Origin of the sequence: Caballeronia zhejiangensis, from assembly GCF_022879815.1 — a bacterium.
Classification (GTDB): domain Bacteria; phylum Pseudomonadota; class Gammaproteobacteria; order Burkholderiales; family Burkholderiaceae; genus Caballeronia; species Caballeronia zhejiangensis.
In genome coordinates this window covers 378,356-394,903 of the sequence record NZ_CP084284.1, presented here as the reverse complement: position 1 = coordinate 394,903, position 16,548 = coordinate 378,356, and the positions used below count along the sequence as shown (strand labels likewise).

Below are 16,548 nucleotides of genomic sequence, written 5' to 3'. Positions count from 1 at the left end.
GACAGCGGTTTCGGCGGCCGATTTCCGCTAAGATCGAACGTTCGAGACAGCGCCGACGGAAGGAGACGCCGCGGCGCGGAGCACTTTTCCGAGGCAAGACCGCGCACTCGCCTGCGCGCGACCAACATGCAAACCAGAACTCATTCCCTGATCTCGCCGACGCTCGGCACTTCCCGCAACATCACGAGTTTTCACTACGGCCCCGGCGGCGGCCAGAAAATCTACGTCCAGTCGTCGCTGCACGCGGACGAACTGCCCGGCATGCTCGTCGCATGGCGTCTGCGCCGCCAGCTCGCCGAATTCGAAGCGGCGGGCAAGCTGCGCGGCGAAGTCGTCATCGTGCCGGTGCCGAATCCGATCGGCCTGTCGCAACATCTGCACGGCACGCTGATGGGCCGCTTCGAGACCAACAGCGGCCACAACTTCAACCGCAATTTCCACGATCTCGCCGCGCTGATCGCGCCGCGCATCGAAGCGCGCCTCGGCAAGGACGCCGGCGCGAACAAGCTCGCCGTGCGCGCCGCGATGAAAGAAGCGCTCGACGAGCAGACGCCGCACACCGAGCTCGAATCGCAACGCCTCGCGCTGCAAAAGCTTTCCTTCGACGCCGATGTCGTGCTCGATCTGCACTGCGATCTCGACGCCGCGCTGCATCTCTACACCAATCCGGACATCTGGGACGAAGTCGAGCCGCTCGCGCGCTATCTCGATGCAAGAGCGTCGTTGCTCGCGCTGAATTCGGTCGGCAATCCGTTCGACGAAATCCACAGCTTCTGCTGGTCGGATTTGCGCCAGCGTTACGGCGAGCGCTTCCCGATTCCGAATGGCGGCATTTCGGTGACGGTCGAACTGCGCAGCCAGCACGACGTGTCCTACGAACTCGCGGATAAAGACGCGCAGGCCATCGTCAAGTATCTGATCCACCGCGGCGTGATCGACGCGCCCGTGCCCGAGCAGCCGCCGCTCGCGTATCCGGCGACGCCGCTCGCGGGCGCGGAGCCGATCGTCGCGCCGGCGTCGGGCGTGCTCGTGTTTCGCGCGCAAGTGGGCGCGTTCATCGAAGCGGGCGAGCCGATCGCCGATATCGTCGATCCCCTCACCGATGTCGTCACCACGCTCAAGTGCACGACCTCCGGCGTGATGTACGCGCGGCATATCACGCGCTTCGCGACGGCCGGGCTGGAAGTGGCGCGCATTGCGGGCGCGAAGGCCTATCGCACGGGCTCGCTGCTGTCGGCGTAAGCGTTTCGCGGCGGATCAGAACGGCGCGAGACAACATTGCGCCGCGACGATCTTCCACGCGCCGCCAATGTCGCCCCACGTTCGCGTGTAGCGCAAGCTGCCCGCGAACGGCGCGCCCGCGAACGTTCCCGAAAGCGTCACGCGCGTGACCGTCACGGCAAACGCGCCGTACACGCGCACGCTCTGATCCTCGACGTCCAGTTTCTCGATGCGCTGCATGCCGTAACGATGCCCGTTGAGATCGTCGGACTTCGTCCAGACCTTGCCGGTCGCATCGACGAAGCTGAGGTCGTCGGCCATTAGCGCATCGAGTGCGTCCACGTCCGATGCCAGCATCGCCTTCTTCAGGCGCTCCTCCAGTTCGCGGATTCCTTGCTCGTCCATGTTTTCGCTCGCGGTGACGGAACCGAGAGCATCGCATCGGACGCGCCGAATACACAAGCGCCGATATTTCGCCATCCCTGTTGCACGCGCGACACACCGCAAGGCGGCTGAAAGCACTGTCACATTTCTTTCTTTAGCGCCCGCTACATTTGCGCCCGTCGAACGCCACGCGCCATCAGAGCGCGACGCACTGCAGACACCGTCAACAACCACACCGCGAACCATCATACGGAGCTTGTTTTGAAGAAGAATCTCTTGGCGACCGCCGCGCTCGCCACCTTTGCCGCCCTCGCCGCCACGTCCGCGCAAGCGCAAAGCAGCGTAACGCTCTACGGCATCATCGACGCCGGCATCAGCTACGTGAACAACAGCACGCAAACCGCGACGCGCGCGGGCGATAAGCTCTTCAAGTACGACGACGGCGTCGCGCAAGGCAGCCGTTGGGGCCTGAAGGGTTCGGAAGACCTGGGTGGCGGCCTGAAGGCGATCTTCACGTTGGAGAACGGCTTCAATAGCGGCACCGGCACGCTCGGCCAGGGCGGCGCGCTGTTCGGCCGTCAGGCATACGTCGGTCTCGCGAAGAACGACGTCGGCTCGCTGACCTTCGGCCGTCAATATTCGTTCTCGACCGATTACCTCGGCAGCAACTATTCGATCGGCGGCCAGACGCTCGCGGGCAACTACGCGTATCACATGAACGACGTCGACCAGCTGACGTCGAGCCGCATCAACAACGCGGTCAAGTTCAGCAGCGCGAGCTTCTACGGCGTGACGTTCGGCGCGATGTACAGCTTCTCGAACCAGGCAGGCGCGTTCGCGGGCACGCCCAACACGACCGTCGGCACGACCACGACGGCGGGTTCGTCGCGCGCGTACAGCTTCGGCCTGAACTACAAGGCGGGTCCGTTCGGCATCGGCGCGGCGTACACCGACATCCGCTATCCGGCGGCATCGACGCCCGCGTTCAGCACGGCCGTCGCGAACATCCAGACGATGGGCACCGCGAACGCCGGCAAGGATCTGCGCACGTTCGGCGTCGGCGCGAACTACGCGTTCGGCGCGGCGACCGTGTTCGGCCTGTGGACCAACACGCTGTTCGAGCCGATCAACGGCGCGAGCTCCAAGCTCAACGCGTTCGATATCGGCGGCAAGTACAGCTTCACGTCGGCGCTGTCGGCCGGCCTCGGCTACTCGTACCTGAACATGACGGGCAACTCGAGCGGCCACTGGAACCAGGTCGACGCGAGCGTCGACTACGCGCTTTCCAAGCGCACCGATGTGTACGTGCTCGGCATCTATCAGAAGGCTTCGGGTTCGAACCGCGGCGTCGAGAATCAGGCGTCGATCGGTTCGTCGTCGTCGAGCTACTTCGGCACGTCGGGTCTGGGCGAAGACGATCAGCTTGCGTTCCGCATCGGCATCCGCCACAAGTTCTGAGCTTGCTTGCTGAGTTGACATGAGATCGGGCCGCCAGACGTATCGGGCGGCCCGATTTGTTTACCTCTTGTCGGACTTCTTGCCGACGGCCTTGTTATAGCGCTCGATGTACTCGTCCATCAGCTTGCGGATCGCGCGGCCGATCTGCATGTAGTCGCTCTCGTTCAGATTCGCGAGCGACACGCGCCCCGACGGATGCTGCGTGCCGAAGCCGCGCCCCGGCAGCAGCACGACACGCGCTTCTTTCGCGAGCCTGAAGAGCATCTCCGAAGGCTCCGTGTTCTTGATGACCCAGTCGACCAGTTCGCGGCCGTGCCTGCGCTCGCCGAGATATTCGATATCGAGGATCGTGTAGTAATCGACTTCGTTCTTGTCCTCTTCTTCGAGCGCGATGCCGATCTCGCGATACAGCGCCTGCTTGCGGCTGCGGATCAGGCGCTTCAACGCGTTCTTGTACGCGTCGGGCGTGTCCATCAGCGAGAAGAGCGAGAACAGCACCATCTGCACCTGCTGCGGCGTCGACAATCCCGCCGTGTGATTCAGCGCGACGGTACGGCTGTCCGCAACCAGCCGGTCGATGAACTTGAGCTTGTCGGGCTCCGTCGTGATCGATTCGTAGCGTTCGTGAAGCTCCGCCCGTTTGTCCTTCGGCAGCGCGGCGAGCTGCTTGTCGAGCACGTTGTCGCGATGCGTCGCGATCGCGCCGAGACGCCAGCCGGTCGCGCCGAAATACTTGGAATACGAATAAACGAGGATCGTGTTCTTCGGGCACAACGCGAACAGCGACACGAAATCGTCGGCGAAGGTGCCGTAGACGTCGTCGGTCAGAAGGATCAGATCGGGCCGCTCCTTCACGATCTCCGCGATGTATTCGAGGCTTTCGTCGTCCATCTTCACCGATGGCGGATTGCTCGGATTCACGAGGAAAAACGCCTTCACTTTCGGATCGCGCAGCTTGTCGAGCTCGGCCTTCGAGTATTGCCAGCCGCGGGCGACGTCCGCCTCCAGATTGACGACCTTCAGCTTGTAATCGTTCAGGCGCGGAATCTCGATGTACGGCGTGAAGATCGGGGTGCCGAGCGCGATCGTGTCGCCGGGCGCGATCAGGAAGTTCTCGCGCATCGTGTTGAAGATGTAGGTCATCGCGGCGGTGCCGCCTTCGACCGCGAAGACATCGAATTCGCCGACGAACGGATGCTTGCCGATCATCTCGCGCCGCAGATATTGCGCGACGATCTGCTCCGACAGCTTCAGCATGCGGTCCGGCACGGGATAGTTCGATCCGAGGATGCCTTCGCACATCTCATAGAGAAAGTCGCCCGCGTTCAGGCCCAGCTGATCGCGTACATACGACACCGCGCCCGCAAGAAACGCGATGCCCGGCACGCCCTTGTTCTCGCGCGCGAAAATCTCGAAGCGCTCTTCGAGCCCTTCGCGCTTCGGAAAACCGCCGACGCCTTCCGGCATGTACGCGAACGAGCGCTCGGACTCGCGCATCGCGAAGAGGCCGAGTTGCCAGAAACCGTGACGCGGTATCGTCGCGAGAAAGTTCGGAGTGCCGCGCCCCGCATTGAGCATCGCGAGATTGGCCGGACGCTCGACCGCCCCGCCGCCCGCCGCCTTGATGAGCTCGTCCTTCAGCTCGAACGGGCTGAGCGCCGCCATGCCGGCGCGGTCGTTGGAACCCGATTTATCGGACTTTGCCATCCAACACCTCCAGAATTGATGATGGAAACAATGCGGCAGGAAGACCGCGTCACGTCAGCAGCATCACGATGACCATGCCCCAGATCGTGAGCAGCGTATTGCCGACCGCGTACGTCACCGTGTAGCCGAGGCCCGGCACCTGGCTTTTCGCGGCGTCGCAGATCATGCCGAGCGCGGCGGTGGTCGTGCGCGCGCCGGCGCAGATGCCGAGCAGGATCGCGGGATGAAATTTGAACACGTACTTCGCGATGTACATGCCGATGATGAGCGGCACCGCCGACGCAAAAATGCCCCACAGAAAGAGACTCACGCCGAGCTTCTGCAAGCCCGCGACGAAGCCCGGCCCCGCCGAAATCCCCACGACCGCGATAAAGACGTTCAGGCCGACTGAGTTCATGAACCAGATCGTCGGCGACGGAATGCGGCCGAACGTCGGATGGATCGCGCGCAGCCAGCCGAACACGATGCCCGCGATGAGCGCGCCGCCCGCCGTCGACAGCGTGAGCGGAATCGCGCCGACATGCAGCACGAGCGCGCCGATCAACGCGCCGAGCGTGATCGCGAGGCCGACGAACGCCATGTCGGCGGCGTCGGTCGGACGGTCGAGCACGCCGATCGCCTTCGCCGCCGCCGACGTGTCCTGCGTCCGGCCGACGAGCGTGATCGTGTCGCCGCGATGCAGCTTCGTGCTCGGCAGAATCGGTATCTGCGTTTCGGTCGCGCCGCGCTTGATCTTGCGCAGAAACACGCCGCGCGACGCGGGCATATGCGCGAGCTCCTGCAGCGTCTTGCCGTCGACGGCCTTGCTCGTCACGTAGATATCGACGCCTTCGATCGGCACGGCGAGCAGTTCGGCGTCGTCCACTTCGGTCGCGACGCCGCCGAGCAGATCGACGAGCAGCTCGCGCCGCCCGGAGACCGCGACGACATCGCCCGGTTGCAGCACGTCGTCGATCTTCGCTTCCTGAATGGTTCCGCCCCGCCGAATCCGCTCGATGAAGAGCCGCGCGCCTTCCGGCTCCAGCGCTTCGGCCTGCGCGACCGACATGCCCGCCGCGCGCCCGTGCTCGGCCACGCGATACGCGCGCAGTTCGAACTTGTGCCACGCCTGCCCCGCGCCGCCGAGATCGCCGCCGCCGCCGAGCGTCGCCTCGTATTCCTTGCAGGCCGCGACGAGGTCGATGTTGAGCAGCTTCGGCCCGAGCATCGCGAGAATCAGCGCGGAGCCGATCGTCCCGAAGATATAGGTCACGGCGTAGGCGGTCGGCATCGCGTCGAGCAGCGCCTTCGCCTGATCCGGCGGCAGGCCGAGCCGGTTGATGGCGTCGGTGGCAAGGCCCATCGAAGCGGAAATCGTCTGCGAGCCCGCGAACAGGCCCGCCGCCGAGCCGACGTCATAACCCGCGATCTTCGCCGCCGCGTAAGGCGCCGCGAGGCACAGCACGCACTGGATGACGGAGAAGATCGCCTGCGGCAAGCCGTCTTTCGCGATGCCGCGCACGAACTGCGGACCGACGCCGTAACCGACGGCGAACAGGAACATCAGAAAGAAGACCGATTTGACGTTCGACGAAATGGTGATGCCTAGTTGCCCGATGGCGATGGCCGCGAGCAAGGTCGCCGTCACGGCGCCGAGGCTGAAGCCGCGAAAGCTTTTTCCGCCGACCCAATAGCCGACGCCGAGCGACAGAAAGATGGCGATTTCAGGATAACTGCGCAGTGTTGCCGTAAGCCAGGACATAGGCACTCCTTTGCGGTATGAGCCGCTCGCACATCAGCGATGAAGGGAATGAATGATCCGAACGCCAGCAATACACTATTTGGTGCAGCTTTGAAACCATCAATGAAAACAGCGGCCGGAGCCGCTGTTTTCATCGAGACGCTAACTTCGACGCGTCTTATTCCGCCGTTTCGAGCAACGGGTAATCCGTATAGCCCTTCGCGCCCGGCGCATAGAACGTCGACGTGTCCCAGTTGTTGAGATCGGCATCGACTTCGAAGCGGCGCACCAGATCCGCATTCGCGATGAAGGGCTTGCCCCACGCGACGGCATCGGCGTCGCCGCGGGCGATGATCGCTTCGGCGCTGGCCTTCGTGAAGCCTTCGTTGGCGATATACACGCCGCCGAACGCCTTCTTCAATTGCGGCCCGAGGCTGTCGGCGGCTTCATGCTCGCGTGCCGCGATGAACGCGATCTTGCGGCGGCCCAGTTCACGCGCGACGTAACCGAAGGTCGCGGCGCGATCGCTGTCGCCCATCGTGTGCGAATCCGCGCGCGGTGCAAGATGCACGCCGACGCGATCCGCGCCCCAAACTTCGATAGCCTGATCGACGACTTCGAGCAGCAGGCGCGCACGATTTTCGATCGGGCCGCCGTAGGCGTCGGTACGCTTGTTCGTGCTGTCCTGCAGGAACTGGTCGAGCAGATAGCCGTTCGCGCCGTGCACTTCGACGCCGTCGAAGCCCGCGCGCTTCGCGTTTTCCGCGCCCTTGCGGTACGCCGCGACGACACCGGCGATTTCATCCAGTTCGAGCGCGCGCGGCGTCACGTACGGACGCTGCGGACGCACGAGGCTCACGTGTCCTCCCGCCGCGATCGCGCTCGGCGCGACCGGCAGTTCGCCATTCAAAAAGATCGGATCGGAAATGCGGCCGACGTGCCACAGTTGCAGGAAGATCTTGCCGCCCGCTTCGTGCACGGCCTTCGTGACGAGCTTCCAGCCTTCCACTTGCTCGTCGGACCAGATGCCCGGCGTGTCGGCATAGCCGACGCCTTGCGGCGTCACCGACGTCGCTTCGCTCAGAATCAGCCCCGCCGATGCGCGGTCTGCGTAGTACTGCGCCATCAACGCGTTCGGCACGCGTTCGACGCCCGCGCGCTGACGCGTGAGCGGCGCCATGATGATGCGGTTCTTCAACGTGAGTGCGCCAACTTTAAGCGGATCGAAAAGAGTCGACATGAATTGGATTCCTAATGAAATTGAAAGCAGACTTTCACCGAATGGCAAGCAAGCTCAGAGATTCCCGATGGAATCGCGAAACGCCTGAATGACCGCTTCGTCGCGCTTGAAGAACACCCACTGTCCAACGCGCTTCGTGGTGACGAGTCCGGCTTTGTGCAAGGTCGCGAGATGCGCCGAAACGGTGGACTGCGACATGCCGCAGCGCCCATCGATCTGACCCGCGCAAACGCCGTGCACGTGCGGCAATTCCTGATCAGGGAAATGCAGCTCGGGTTCCTTCAGCCATTCCAGAATCTCGCGGCGAAGGGGGTTGGCGAGGGCCTTGTGAATTGCGTCGATGTCCATTTCGTTGCTCGTGCGTCTGACGGACGGAACGTGCAGCCTGTTCCGAATCGTCTTGCTGCGAAGTATATATCGTAAATTTACGATATGCAAACCCCGCCGAATGCGTCGATGTGCGACATGCCGCCGCGCCGCGCCGTCTGGTACGCTCCCCGGTTTCATCGGCTGCAAGAAGACTGCACAACCCTTATGGATACTCCTTTCAATGAACGTGGCGTGACGCTTTCGCGCGCCGGACTCTCGGCGTCCGGTCAGATGATTCCGCTGCGCGATCTGCGCGCCGCGCGCGTCGTGATGATCCCGCGCCAGAAGCCTTTGCCGATCATCATCGCGCTGATCGGGCTGATCGTGCTCGGCGCGGGCATCTTCACCGGCTCGGGCGCGGCGCTCGTGCTCGGCGTGATGATCGTCGTCGTGGGTTATCTCACCTGGATCACGCAGGACGTGATCTATCAGTTGATGGTCGCGACGCCCGACGGCGAGCGCGAAGTGCTCATCACGAAGGATCAGGAATTCGCGGACAAGGTCGCGGCGCTCGTCGGCGAGGCGGTCGCGAAACATGCGGCGAGCGCAGGCGCGAAGTCATCGCAAGCCTGATCTTGATGCGCCGTTTACACGGCGGCGCGCTTCTTTAGCCCGGCCTTTAGGCGCGCGGCGCTAGAGTGCGGGCATCGCCACAACGAGCCGTCGCCGGACGGCTTCCATCGATGGATATCCGCACATTCGACTCGATCGCTCTTTCGCGCGTGGTCAACGGCGGCTCGCCGCGCCGCCGCGAAGCACGCCACTGCGTCGCGTTCGATCTCACCGTTCCGGGACTGGATTCGTCGGCCGCACGCGACATGCTCGCGTATGCGTTCGGCGCGGGCACGCAGGCTTATATCGTGGAGACGAGCCGCCTCCGCGATTGCACCACGCTCCATGTCGAGACCGATCGCGATGACATCAACGATGTCATCGGCACGCTCACCGCGCATTTTCCCAACGCAACGCTCGGCCGCGTGACGCGCATTACGCGCATCACACGGCGCTGAACGCGTCGTCAGGTGATCTGCAACGGCTCGACGTGCCAGATGTCGCGCGCATACTCCGCGATCGTGCGGTCCGACGAAAAAATGCCCATGCCCGCGACGTTCTCGATCGCGCTCCGCGTCCACGCATCCTTGTCGCGGTACTTGAGATCGACTTCGGTCTGCGTCTTGTCGAAGCTGTCGAAATCGGCGAGCACCATGTAGTGATCGCCCCAGTCCACGAGCGTATGGAAGATGTCGTAGAAACGGTGCGGCTCTTCCGGCGAGAAGTGCCCGAGTCGAATCTGGTCGAGCGCGACTTTGAGCTCCGCGTTTTCCTCGTAAATCTGCCGTGGCCGATAACCCGCCGCGCGCAACGATTCGATCTCGTCGGTCGTGTTGCCGAAGATGAAAATATTCTCGCGCCCCACGGCATCGCAGATCTCGATGTTCGCGCCATCGAGCGTGCCGATTGTCAGTGCGCCGTTCAACGCGAGCTTCATGTTGCCGGTGCCCGATGCTTCGGTGCCCGCCATCGAAATCTGCTCCGACAGATCCGCCGCCGGAATGATGAGCTCGGCCACGGAAACGCCGTAGTTCGGAATAAAGCCGACCTTCAGCCGATCGCCGATGAGCGGGTCCGTGTTGATCTTGCGGGACACATCGTTGATGAGCTTGATGATGTTCTTCGCCATCTTGTACGCGGACGCCGCCTTGCCCGCGAACATCACGACGCGCGGCGTCCAGTCCTGCTCCGGATTTTCGCGGATGCGGTTATAGCGCACGATCACATACAGGATGTTGAGCAATTGCCGCTTGTATTCGTGGATGCGCTTCACCTGCAGATCGAACAGCGCTTCCGGATTGATGATCGCGTTGGCGTCCCGTTTCGCGCGTTCCACGAGCCGCAGCTTGTTGGCGAACTTCGCATCGTGAAAGGCCTTGCAGAACTCCGGATCGTCGCGCCATTCGCGCAGCCTGCCAAGCTCGAAGAGATCGGTGCGCCAGCGCGGCCCGAGCCGCTTGTCGATCAGCGATGACAGCGACGGACTCGCCTGCGCGAGCCATCGGCGCGGCGTGATGCCGTTCGTCACGTTCGTGAAGCGCTCCGGATACATGCGCGCGAAGTCGGAGAAGATGTTCTGCACCATCAGTTGCGAGTGCAGCTTCGATACGCCGTTCACCTTGTGACTCGCGACGATCGCGAGATGCGCCATGCGCACGCGCCGCTGGCCGAATTCATCGACGAGCGAGATGCGCCGAATCAGCTCGACATCGCGCCCGAACTTCTCGGTGACTTGCTTCAGGAACTGCGCGTTGATCTCGAAGATGATCTCCAGATGCCGCGGCAGCAAGCGCGCGAGCATCTCGACGTCCCATGTTTCGAGCGCTTCGGGCATCAGCGTGTGATTCGTGTAGGAGAACATCTGCTGCACGAGCTTCCACGCCTTGTCCCACGGCAGATGATGCCGATCGACGAGCAGGCGCATCAGCTCCGGAATCGCGAGCACCGGATGCGTGTCGTTCAGATGCACGGCGACCTTTTCCGCGAGCCGACCGAAGTGCGTATGCGTGCGCTGATAGCGGCGTATCAGATCCTGCATCGTCGCGGAGACGAAGAAGTATTCCTGACGCAGACGCAACTCGCGTCCGGCCTGAGTCGAGTCGTCGGGATACAAGAGACGCGACACATGTTCCGATGTGTTCTTCGCCTCCACCGCGCGCCGATAGTCGCCCTGATTGAACGCGGAGAGATCGAACTCGTCGGTTGCGCGCGCGGACCACAGGCGCAGCGTGTTGGTGGCCGTTGTCGCGAAGCCGGGAATGACCGTGTCGTAGGCCATCGCGTTGACGTGCTCGGTGTCGATCCAGTCGGTGCGATCGTCATGTTGCACCGTGCGCCCGCCGAAATGCACGGTGTACACGACTTCGGGCCGCGGAAACTCCCACGGATTGCCCGCGCGCAGCCAGTAATCGGGCATCTCGACCTGATTGCCGTCGACGATCGTCTGACGGAACATCCCGTATTCGTAACGGATGCCATAGCCGAAGCCCGGCACGCCGACCGTCGCCATCGAATCGAGGAAACAGGCCGCAAGGCGTCCGAGGCCGCCATTGCCGAGCGCGGCGTCCGGCTCGAGTTCCTCGAGCGCCGCGAGATCGACGCCCAAGCCGGCGAGCGCATCGCGCACTTCGTCGTAGATGCCTAGCGCGAGCAGCGCATTGCTGAAAGTTCTGCCGATGAGAAATTCCATCGACAGATAGTAGACGCGTTTCACGTCCTGTTCGTATTGGAGCCGCGTGGTGCGCATCCAGCGCGCGACGAGACGATCCCGCACGGCCAGTTCAGCGGCGTGAAGCCAGTCCCGCGGCTGCGCGGTGACTGCATCCTTGCCGACGCCGTACATCAGGCGGTTCGAGATGGAGCGCCTGAGCGCATCGACGGTACTGTTGAGCTGGTCGAATTCCAGATCGACGGATGTCATCGAAACCTCCGGTGTTTGCAACATATGCAACGACCGCGAAAGCCTGACGGGAGTTCAATCCGGACGCACCGAATTGGCGCCCTGCCCCGGTCTGGCGGGTGCGGACGTGCCTGAACGTGCAGGTTACGCCAGTTTTATTTTTTTTGGTATGACAAGGCGGAAACGGAGAGCGGCCCGCAAATTGCTAACGAAGAGCTTGCGGGCACATGATGGCATCGATATTTAGTTCGGATTCCGTATGTTTGTCATGCGATGGAGCGGCGTGGCGCGCGTGCGGCGATCAGCAGAAGCGCCGCGAGCGATACGCCCAGCAGAATCAGCGAGAGCGCGGACGCCGGCAGATAGTAACCGCGATTCACCTGCCCGACGACGACGATCGGCACCGTCGCGAATCCGGGCGGATACACGGTGAGCGTCGCGCCAAGTTCGCCGAGCGAGAGCGCGAAACCGAGCGCGAGGCTCGCGCGGATCGCGGGCACGAGTTGCGGCAATACCACGCGCGAGAGCACCATGCGCGGCGGCGCGCCGAGACTCGCGGCGGCTTCGCGCAGCGTCGTGAGCTCGGGGCGCAGCGCCGCGGCGGCGCATCGATAACAGAACGGCAACACGAGCGCGAGTTGCACGAGCACGACGATTGCGGCCGATCCCGACAGATCGAGCGGACGCTTGTGATACGCGATCAACACGGCGAGCCCGAGGACGACGCTCGGCACGCCGCTGCCCATCATCGCGACGGCATCGACGAGTGCGCCGAGACCGCGCCGGTCGCGCCCTTCCAGCGCGAGCGCGAGCCAGAGTCCCAGCGCGGTGCCGAGAAACGCGACGCCCAGGCCGACTTCGAGACTCGTCGCGACCGCATCGAGATCGCTCGATGAAAGACGCGCGAACCAGCGCGTGGAAAAACCATCGGGCAGGATCGTGCCGGACCAGTGCGACGCGACGCTCGACAACGCGACGACGATCACCGGCAGCACGAAGAGCCAGAAGCACAGCAACGCGAAGAGGCCCGTGAACGCATGACGCAGGAGCGCGCGAGGTCTGAACGCAGCAGCGATGAGTTGCATGTCAGCGCTCTCCCGAACGGCGACTCGTTTGCCGATTCACGCGTCGATACAACGCATAGAGCGATAGCGACATCAACAGCATCACGACCGAACCCGCGGCCGCGGTGGCCAGATCGAGGTCGACGGTCGCGGCGCTGTAGATCGCGATCGGCAAGGTGATCAGATGTGCGCTGCCGAGCACGAGCAGAATGCCGAACTCGTTCAACGTCAGCAGAAAGCAGAGGATCGTGCCTGCCGCGATGCCCGGCCACGCGAGCGGCAAGACGACTTTCGTCGCGACCATCCAGCCATCGGCGCCGAGGCTCTTTGCGGCTTCGACGAGCCGCATGTCGAGCGTCGCATACGATGCGAGCGTCGGACGCACGACGAACGGCGCATAGAACACGACCTCCGCGAGAATCACGCCGCCGATGCCGAAAAGGAAATCGAGCGGCGGCGCATCGAGCGAAAAGATCCGCTGCAGACCGATGCTCACCGAACCTTGCGAGCCGTATAGAAAGATCAGCGTGAACGCGACCAGAAACGACGGAAACGCGACGAACAATTCCAGAAAACGCGTGAGCAGGCGCGCGAGCGCGAACGGCCTGAAGAACAGCATCGATGCGAGCGCGACGCCGAGCAACGAAGCGATGCTCGCGCTCGCGAAGAGAATACCGAGCGTCGTGCCGATCATCCCGCGCGTTTCGGGGTTGCTGAAGAACGCGCTGTACGCGTGCAGCGAGAAACCGTGCGGCCCGGTCACACTCGACATGACGAGGCGCGCGAGCGGATACACCACGAGCGGCCCGAGCACGACGACGAGAATGAAGAGCAGATGCCACCGCGCCTTGCGCTCGCGGCGTTGCGCTTCTTTGGCGTGCGCTGCGAATTGCGCGGAGAGATAGGCGTCGCAGATGCCGCGTTCGTCGCGCGCGACGCTGTCAGCGACGAACAAGGACGACATCGTCAGCCTCGAAGCGAAGGGAAACGCGCGCGCCCTTGTCCGGCATGCGCGAATGGCCGCGCTGCGTCGTCACGAGCACGGGCTCGCCGGGCAACGCATCGAGCGCAACGGAAATGGAAAGCGCCGCGCCATACCATTCGACGGACGCGATCGTGCCATGCAGATGGCCTTCTCCCAACGGCGCGATCGCGAATCGTTCGGGACGAATGCACGCGAGACGTTCGCGCTCGTCGTGCCGCGCATCGCCGACGGGATACACCACGCGCGGCGGCAGCAAATTCGCGGCACCGAGATAGCGCGCGACGAACGCATCGTTGGGCGCGTCGTACAGCTCGCGCGGCGCACCGAGTTGCGCGATGCGGCCATCGCGCATCAGCAGCGTGCGGTCGGAGAGCACGAGCGCATCGTCCTGATCGTGCGTCACGCAGACGATCGTCAGATTCGGCAAGCGCTCATGCAACGCCTTCAGCTCGCTGCGCACCGAAGCGCGCAGATTCGCATCGAGCGCCGAGAGCGGCTCGTCGAGCAGCAGCACGTCCGGCTCGATGACGAGTGCGCGCGCCAGCGCCACGCGCTGCTGCATGCCGCCGGAAAGCTGCGCGGGCATGACGTGACCGGCATCGGAAAGCTGCACGAGCTTGAGCGCATCGGCGACGCGTCGCGCGATCTCGCCCGTCTTCAGCTTGCGTGCGCGCAAGCCGAACGCGACGTTGTCGAACACCGAGAAATGCGGGAACAGCGCATAGCTTTGGAACAGCAGCCCGAGATTGCGCTGATGCGGCGGCACGTGCGTGAGATCGCGGCCCGCGACGGCGAGCGTGCCCGCGAGCGCATCGGCCTTCACGAAGCCGGCGATGAAGCGCAGCAGCGTGGTCTTGCCGCATCCGCTCCGGCCGAGCACGGTGAGGAATTCGCCGCGTTGGATCCGAAGCGAGAGATCGTCGAGCACGGTACGCGTGCCGAAGCGCACCGTCAGACGATCGATGTGCACGCCCGGCGTTTGATCGACGCCGAACGCTTCCTTGGGGACGGCGCTCATCAGGACTTCGGCTTGACGACGTCGGTCTGCTTGCCGGTGTTGCCGATCACTTCGGTCTTCCAGCGCTCGGTCCAGCCCGCCTTCTTCTGCATGACTTCGTTCCAGTCGACGGGAATGAGCTTCACGCCGGAGATCGCCTGCTTGACGGCTTCGCCGTTCTTGCCGGCGAGCGGCACGTCGGTGCGGCCGGGGATGCCGTAGATATCGGGCACTTTCGACTGCACATCCGACGACATCAGATAGTCGATGAGCTTCTTGCCCGCCGCCTGATTCGGTCCGCTCTTGATGAGGCCGATTGCATACGGAAGCTGGAATGTGCTCGGCGCTTCGCCTGCCTTGTGCGACAGGAAGAGCGGCTTGATGGAGAGACCGCCGTTCGCGGCATCGTCGAGGTCCATTTGCAGATCGCCGTTCGCGAATGCGATCTCGTTACGCGAGAGCAGCACGTCGAGATAGCCCGTGCCCTTCGTATGGAACTTCGCGTGTTGTTCGAGATCCTTCAGGTAATTGAAAGCCTGGTCTTCGCCCATCAGCGCGGACGTCAGGATGATGACGGCCATGCCGTCGCCTGCCGTGGCTGGATTCGAGTATGCGATCTTGCCGGAGTAGCTCGGATGCAGGAGATCGGCGAAGGTCTTGGGCGCGGTTTTCGTGACTTCGGGATTGATCGCGAACGAGAAATAGTTGTTCACGAAGGTGGCCCATGCGCCGTCTTTTTCCTTCGCGATGGCGGGCACGTTCTTGTAGTTCACGCTCTGATACGGCTGCAGCAGGCCGCCTTGTTGCGCTTGCTGGATGAACGGCGGCAGCGTGACGAGGACGTCTGCTTTCGGCGAATCCTTTTCGACGGTCGCGCGGTTCACCACTTCGCCGCTGCCCGCCGTGACGATGTTGACCTTCACGCCTTCCTTCTTTTCGAATGCGGGAAGCACGTCCTTGTAGAGATTCTCGAGGCCATCGGCGGTGTAGAGGACGACGGCGTCGGCGGCGTGAGCGGGCATCGCGGCAAGCAGAGCAAACGCGGCGGCGAACGCCGGCAGCACAGTGCGCGCGAAGCGGGAATCGCGGGTCATGGTGGTCTCTCGTGTCGGGGATCGATGAAGGTCGGGGGCGACCTTCGACCCGGAATATTGCAGAGATGTGTGACATCGACGTGAAGGCGCCACGGGTCGCCACGTATTTGCATATTTCGCCAAGGGGCTTGTGGTTTGTTTTTAGCTCTCTGCTTTTAGCTCTGTGCTTTTAGCTCTGTGCTTTTTGCCGGATCCCGTTATGGTGTCGGTCTATTAGCGTTGCCCCTGTGCGGGGCGGCACTCACTTTCTTTGCTGCTGCAAAGAAAGTAAGCAAAGAAAGCAGCTCGTCACGGCCCGCGGTCACACGCAATTTGGGTAGTTCTCTCGTCACAGGCGGCACTCGCCTTACGAGTGCCCTCAAACACCCAGTCGGGCTTGGCTCGCGCACGGTCTGCCGCCCGAAAACGTTAAGCGCGCTGGTTCAGCACGAAATAGCTTCGGCACAGCGCTACGCGCTGCCGCCGGGTCCGCAAGGGAAACCGGCGAGCGGCGAGTGCCGTGAGATGGAGACGTTAGTAGAGAAGCACATGCATCCCCGATGGACCGGTCGGCCGCGAAGCGGGCCGGAGCTATTTGGTGCTGAACCCGTTTGTTGTGTGGTGCGATGACACAGACCGTGCGCGAGCCAAGCCCGATTAGGTGTTTGAGGGCACTCTTTAGGCAGCCCACGATCGACGAGAGGACTACCCAAATTGCGTGTGACCGCGGGCGTATCAGAAGCTGCTTTCTTTGCTTACTTTCTTTGCAGCAGCAAAGAAAGTAAGTGCCGCCCCGCACAGGGGCAACGCTAATAGACCACTAAGAAAACGGGATCCGGCGAAAACCCCGGAGCCGACACGAAAACGAGACCCATCGAA

The 16,548-nt window shown here is 63.1% G+C and carries 14 protein-coding genes; 4 read left to right on the top strand and 10 right to left on the bottom strand.

Features of this window, described 5'->3' with window-relative positions:
- Positions 1 to 126: 126 nt before the first annotated feature.
- Positions 127 to 1,242 (top strand): succinylglutamate desuccinylase/aspartoacylase family protein, encoded by a 1,116-nt coding sequence (locus tag LDZ23_RS16310; protein WP_008353778.1) that lies wholly within the window; start codon positions 127 to 129, stop codon positions 1,240 to 1,242.
- A gap of 15 nt (positions 1,243 to 1,257) precedes the next feature.
- Here LDZ23_RS16310 and LDZ23_RS16305 read toward each other — a convergent pair whose 3' ends face one another.
- On the bottom strand, positions 1,258 to 1,626 hold the full coding sequence (locus tag LDZ23_RS16305; protein WP_008353779.1) for a nuclear transport factor 2 family protein: 369 nt from the start codon (positions 1,624 to 1,626) through the stop codon (positions 1,258 to 1,260).
- Positions 1,627 to 1,866: 240 nt separating this feature from the next.
- Between LDZ23_RS16305 and LDZ23_RS16300 the strand changes: the two genes are divergently transcribed.
- Complete coding sequence (locus LDZ23_RS16300; RefSeq protein WP_008353780.1) at positions 1,867 to 3,063, top strand: porin; 1,197 nt, start codon at positions 1,867 to 1,869, stop codon at positions 3,061 to 3,063.
- Between the two features lie 60 nt (positions 3,064 to 3,123).
- Here LDZ23_RS16300 and LDZ23_RS16295 read toward each other — a convergent pair whose 3' ends face one another.
- The 4 genes from LDZ23_RS16295 to LDZ23_RS16280 form a co-directional block, all read right to left on the bottom strand.
- The gene (locus LDZ23_RS16295; RefSeq protein ID WP_244808191.1) at positions 3,124 to 4,770 is read right to left on the bottom strand and encodes a bifunctional aspartate transaminase/aspartate 4-decarboxylase; all 1,647 of its coding nucleotides are present in this window, start codon (positions 4,768 to 4,770) and stop codon (positions 3,124 to 3,126) included.
- Positions 4,771 to 4,819: 49 nt separating this feature from the next.
- Positions 4,820 to 6,511 carry an aspartate-alanine antiporter gene (aspT, locus tag LDZ23_RS16290; RefSeq protein ID WP_008353783.1) on the bottom strand — a complete coding sequence of 564 codons (1,692 nt, stop codon included), beginning with the start codon at positions 6,509 to 6,511 and terminating at the stop codon, positions 4,820 to 4,822.
- A 157-nt stretch (positions 6,512 to 6,668) separates the two neighbouring features.
- On the bottom strand, positions 6,669 to 7,730 hold the full coding sequence (locus LDZ23_RS16285; protein ID WP_008353785.1) for an alkene reductase: 1,062 nt from the start codon (positions 7,728 to 7,730) through the stop codon (positions 6,669 to 6,671).
- Between the two features lie 54 nt (positions 7,731 to 7,784).
- On the bottom strand, positions 7,785 to 8,078 hold the full coding sequence (locus LDZ23_RS16280; RefSeq protein ID WP_008353786.1) for an ArsR/SmtB family transcription factor: 294 nt from the start codon (positions 8,076 to 8,078) through the stop codon (positions 7,785 to 7,787).
- 186 nt (positions 8,079 to 8,264) lie between these two features.
- Here LDZ23_RS16280 and LDZ23_RS16275 point away from each other — a divergent pair, with 186 nt between their 5' ends.
- Together LDZ23_RS16275 and LDZ23_RS16270 are read left to right on the top strand one after the other, a co-directional pair.
- A complete protein-coding gene (locus tag LDZ23_RS16275; protein WP_008353787.1) occupies positions 8,265 to 8,672 on the top strand; it encodes a DUF6232 family protein in 408 nt (135 codons plus the stop codon).
- A 110-nt stretch (positions 8,673 to 8,782) separates the two neighbouring features.
- Positions 8,783 to 9,109, top strand: a complete 327-nt coding sequence (locus tag LDZ23_RS16270) for a hypothetical protein (RefSeq protein ID WP_008353788.1) — start codon at positions 8,783 to 8,785, stop codon at positions 9,107 to 9,109.
- Positions 9,110 to 9,117: 8 nt separating this feature from the next.
- Here LDZ23_RS16270 and LDZ23_RS16265 read toward each other — a convergent pair whose 3' ends face one another.
- The 5 genes from LDZ23_RS16265 to phnS all read right to left on the bottom strand — a co-directional run bounded on the left by LDZ23_RS16265 (position 9,118) and on the right by phnS (position 15,690).
- Positions 9,118 to 11,571, bottom strand: a complete 2,454-nt coding sequence (locus LDZ23_RS16265) for a glycogen/starch/alpha-glucan phosphorylase (RefSeq protein WP_008353789.1) — start codon at positions 11,569 to 11,571, stop codon at positions 9,118 to 9,120.
- Positions 11,572 to 11,816: 245 nt separating this feature from the next.
- Positions 11,817 to 12,635, bottom strand: a complete 819-nt coding sequence (gene phnV, locus LDZ23_RS16260; RefSeq protein WP_008353790.1) for a 2-aminoethylphosphonate ABC transport system, membrane component PhnV — start codon at positions 12,633 to 12,635, stop codon at positions 11,817 to 11,819.
- A gap of 1 nt (position 12,636) precedes the next feature.
- Positions 12,637 to 13,578, bottom strand: a complete 942-nt coding sequence (locus LDZ23_RS16255) for a 2-aminoethylphosphonate ABC transporter permease subunit (protein WP_008353791.1) — start codon at positions 13,576 to 13,578, stop codon at positions 12,637 to 12,639.
- Complete coding sequence (gene phnT / locus LDZ23_RS16250) at positions 13,556 to 14,617, bottom strand: 2-aminoethylphosphonate ABC transport system ATP-binding subunit PhnT (RefSeq protein ID WP_008353792.1); 1,062 nt, start codon at positions 14,615 to 14,617, stop codon at positions 13,556 to 13,558. Before phnT ends, LDZ23_RS16255 begins: the two co-directional genes overlap by 23 nt.
- The gene (phnS, locus tag LDZ23_RS16245) at positions 14,617 to 15,690 is read right to left on the bottom strand and encodes a 2-aminoethylphosphonate ABC transporter substrate-binding protein (RefSeq protein WP_008353793.1); all 1,074 of its coding nucleotides are present in this window, start codon (positions 15,688 to 15,690) and stop codon (positions 14,617 to 14,619) included. The genes phnT and phnS overlap by 1 nt, the downstream gene beginning before the upstream one ends.
- Between the last annotated feature and the right edge of the window lie 858 nt (positions 15,691 to 16,548).

Excerpts from the sequence above, each read along its gene's own strand:
- LDZ23_RS16295 (WP_244808191.1), bottom strand. The coding sequence starts at position 4,770 with ATGGCAAAGTCCGATAAATCGGGTTCCAACGACCGCGCCGGCATGGCG.
- LDZ23_RS16255 (WP_008353791.1), bottom strand. The coding sequence starts at position 13,578 with ATGTCGTCCTTGTTCGTCGCTGACAGCGTCGCGCGCGACGAACGCGGC.
- LDZ23_RS16270 (WP_008353788.1), top strand. The coding sequence starts at position 8,783 with ATGGATATCCGCACATTCGACTCGATCGCTCTTTCGCGCGTGGTCAAC.
- phnT (WP_008353792.1), bottom strand. The coding sequence starts at position 14,617 with ATGAGCGCCGTCCCCAAGGAAGCGTTCGGCGTCGATCAAACGCCGGGC.
- LDZ23_RS16305 (WP_008353779.1), bottom strand. The coding sequence starts at position 1,626 with ATGGACGAGCAAGGAATCCGCGAACTGGAGGAGCGCCTGAAGAAGGCG.
- LDZ23_RS16285 (WP_008353785.1), bottom strand. The coding sequence starts at position 7,730 with ATGTCGACTCTTTTCGATCCGCTTAAAGTTGGCGCACTCACGTTGAAG.
- phnS (WP_008353793.1), bottom strand. The coding sequence starts at position 15,690 with ATGACCCGCGATTCCCGCTTCGCGCGCACTGTGCTGCCGGCGTTCGCC.
- phnV (WP_008353790.1), bottom strand. The coding sequence starts at position 12,635 with ATGCAACTCATCGCTGCTGCGTTCAGACCTCGCGCGCTCCTGCGTCAT.
- LDZ23_RS16275 (WP_008353787.1), top strand. The coding sequence starts at position 8,265 with ATGGATACTCCTTTCAATGAACGTGGCGTGACGCTTTCGCGCGCCGGA.
- LDZ23_RS16310 (WP_008353778.1), top strand. The coding sequence starts at position 127 with ATGCAAACCAGAACTCATTCCCTGATCTCGCCGACGCTCGGCACTTCC.
- LDZ23_RS16265 (WP_008353789.1), bottom strand. The coding sequence starts at position 11,571 with ATGACATCCGTCGATCTGGAATTCGACCAGCTCAACAGTACCGTCGAT.
- aspT (WP_008353783.1), bottom strand. The coding sequence starts at position 6,511 with ATGTCCTGGCTTACGGCAACACTGCGCAGTTATCCTGAAATCGCCATC.
- LDZ23_RS16280 (WP_008353786.1), bottom strand. The coding sequence starts at position 8,078 with ATGGACATCGACGCAATTCACAAGGCCCTCGCCAACCCCCTTCGCCGC.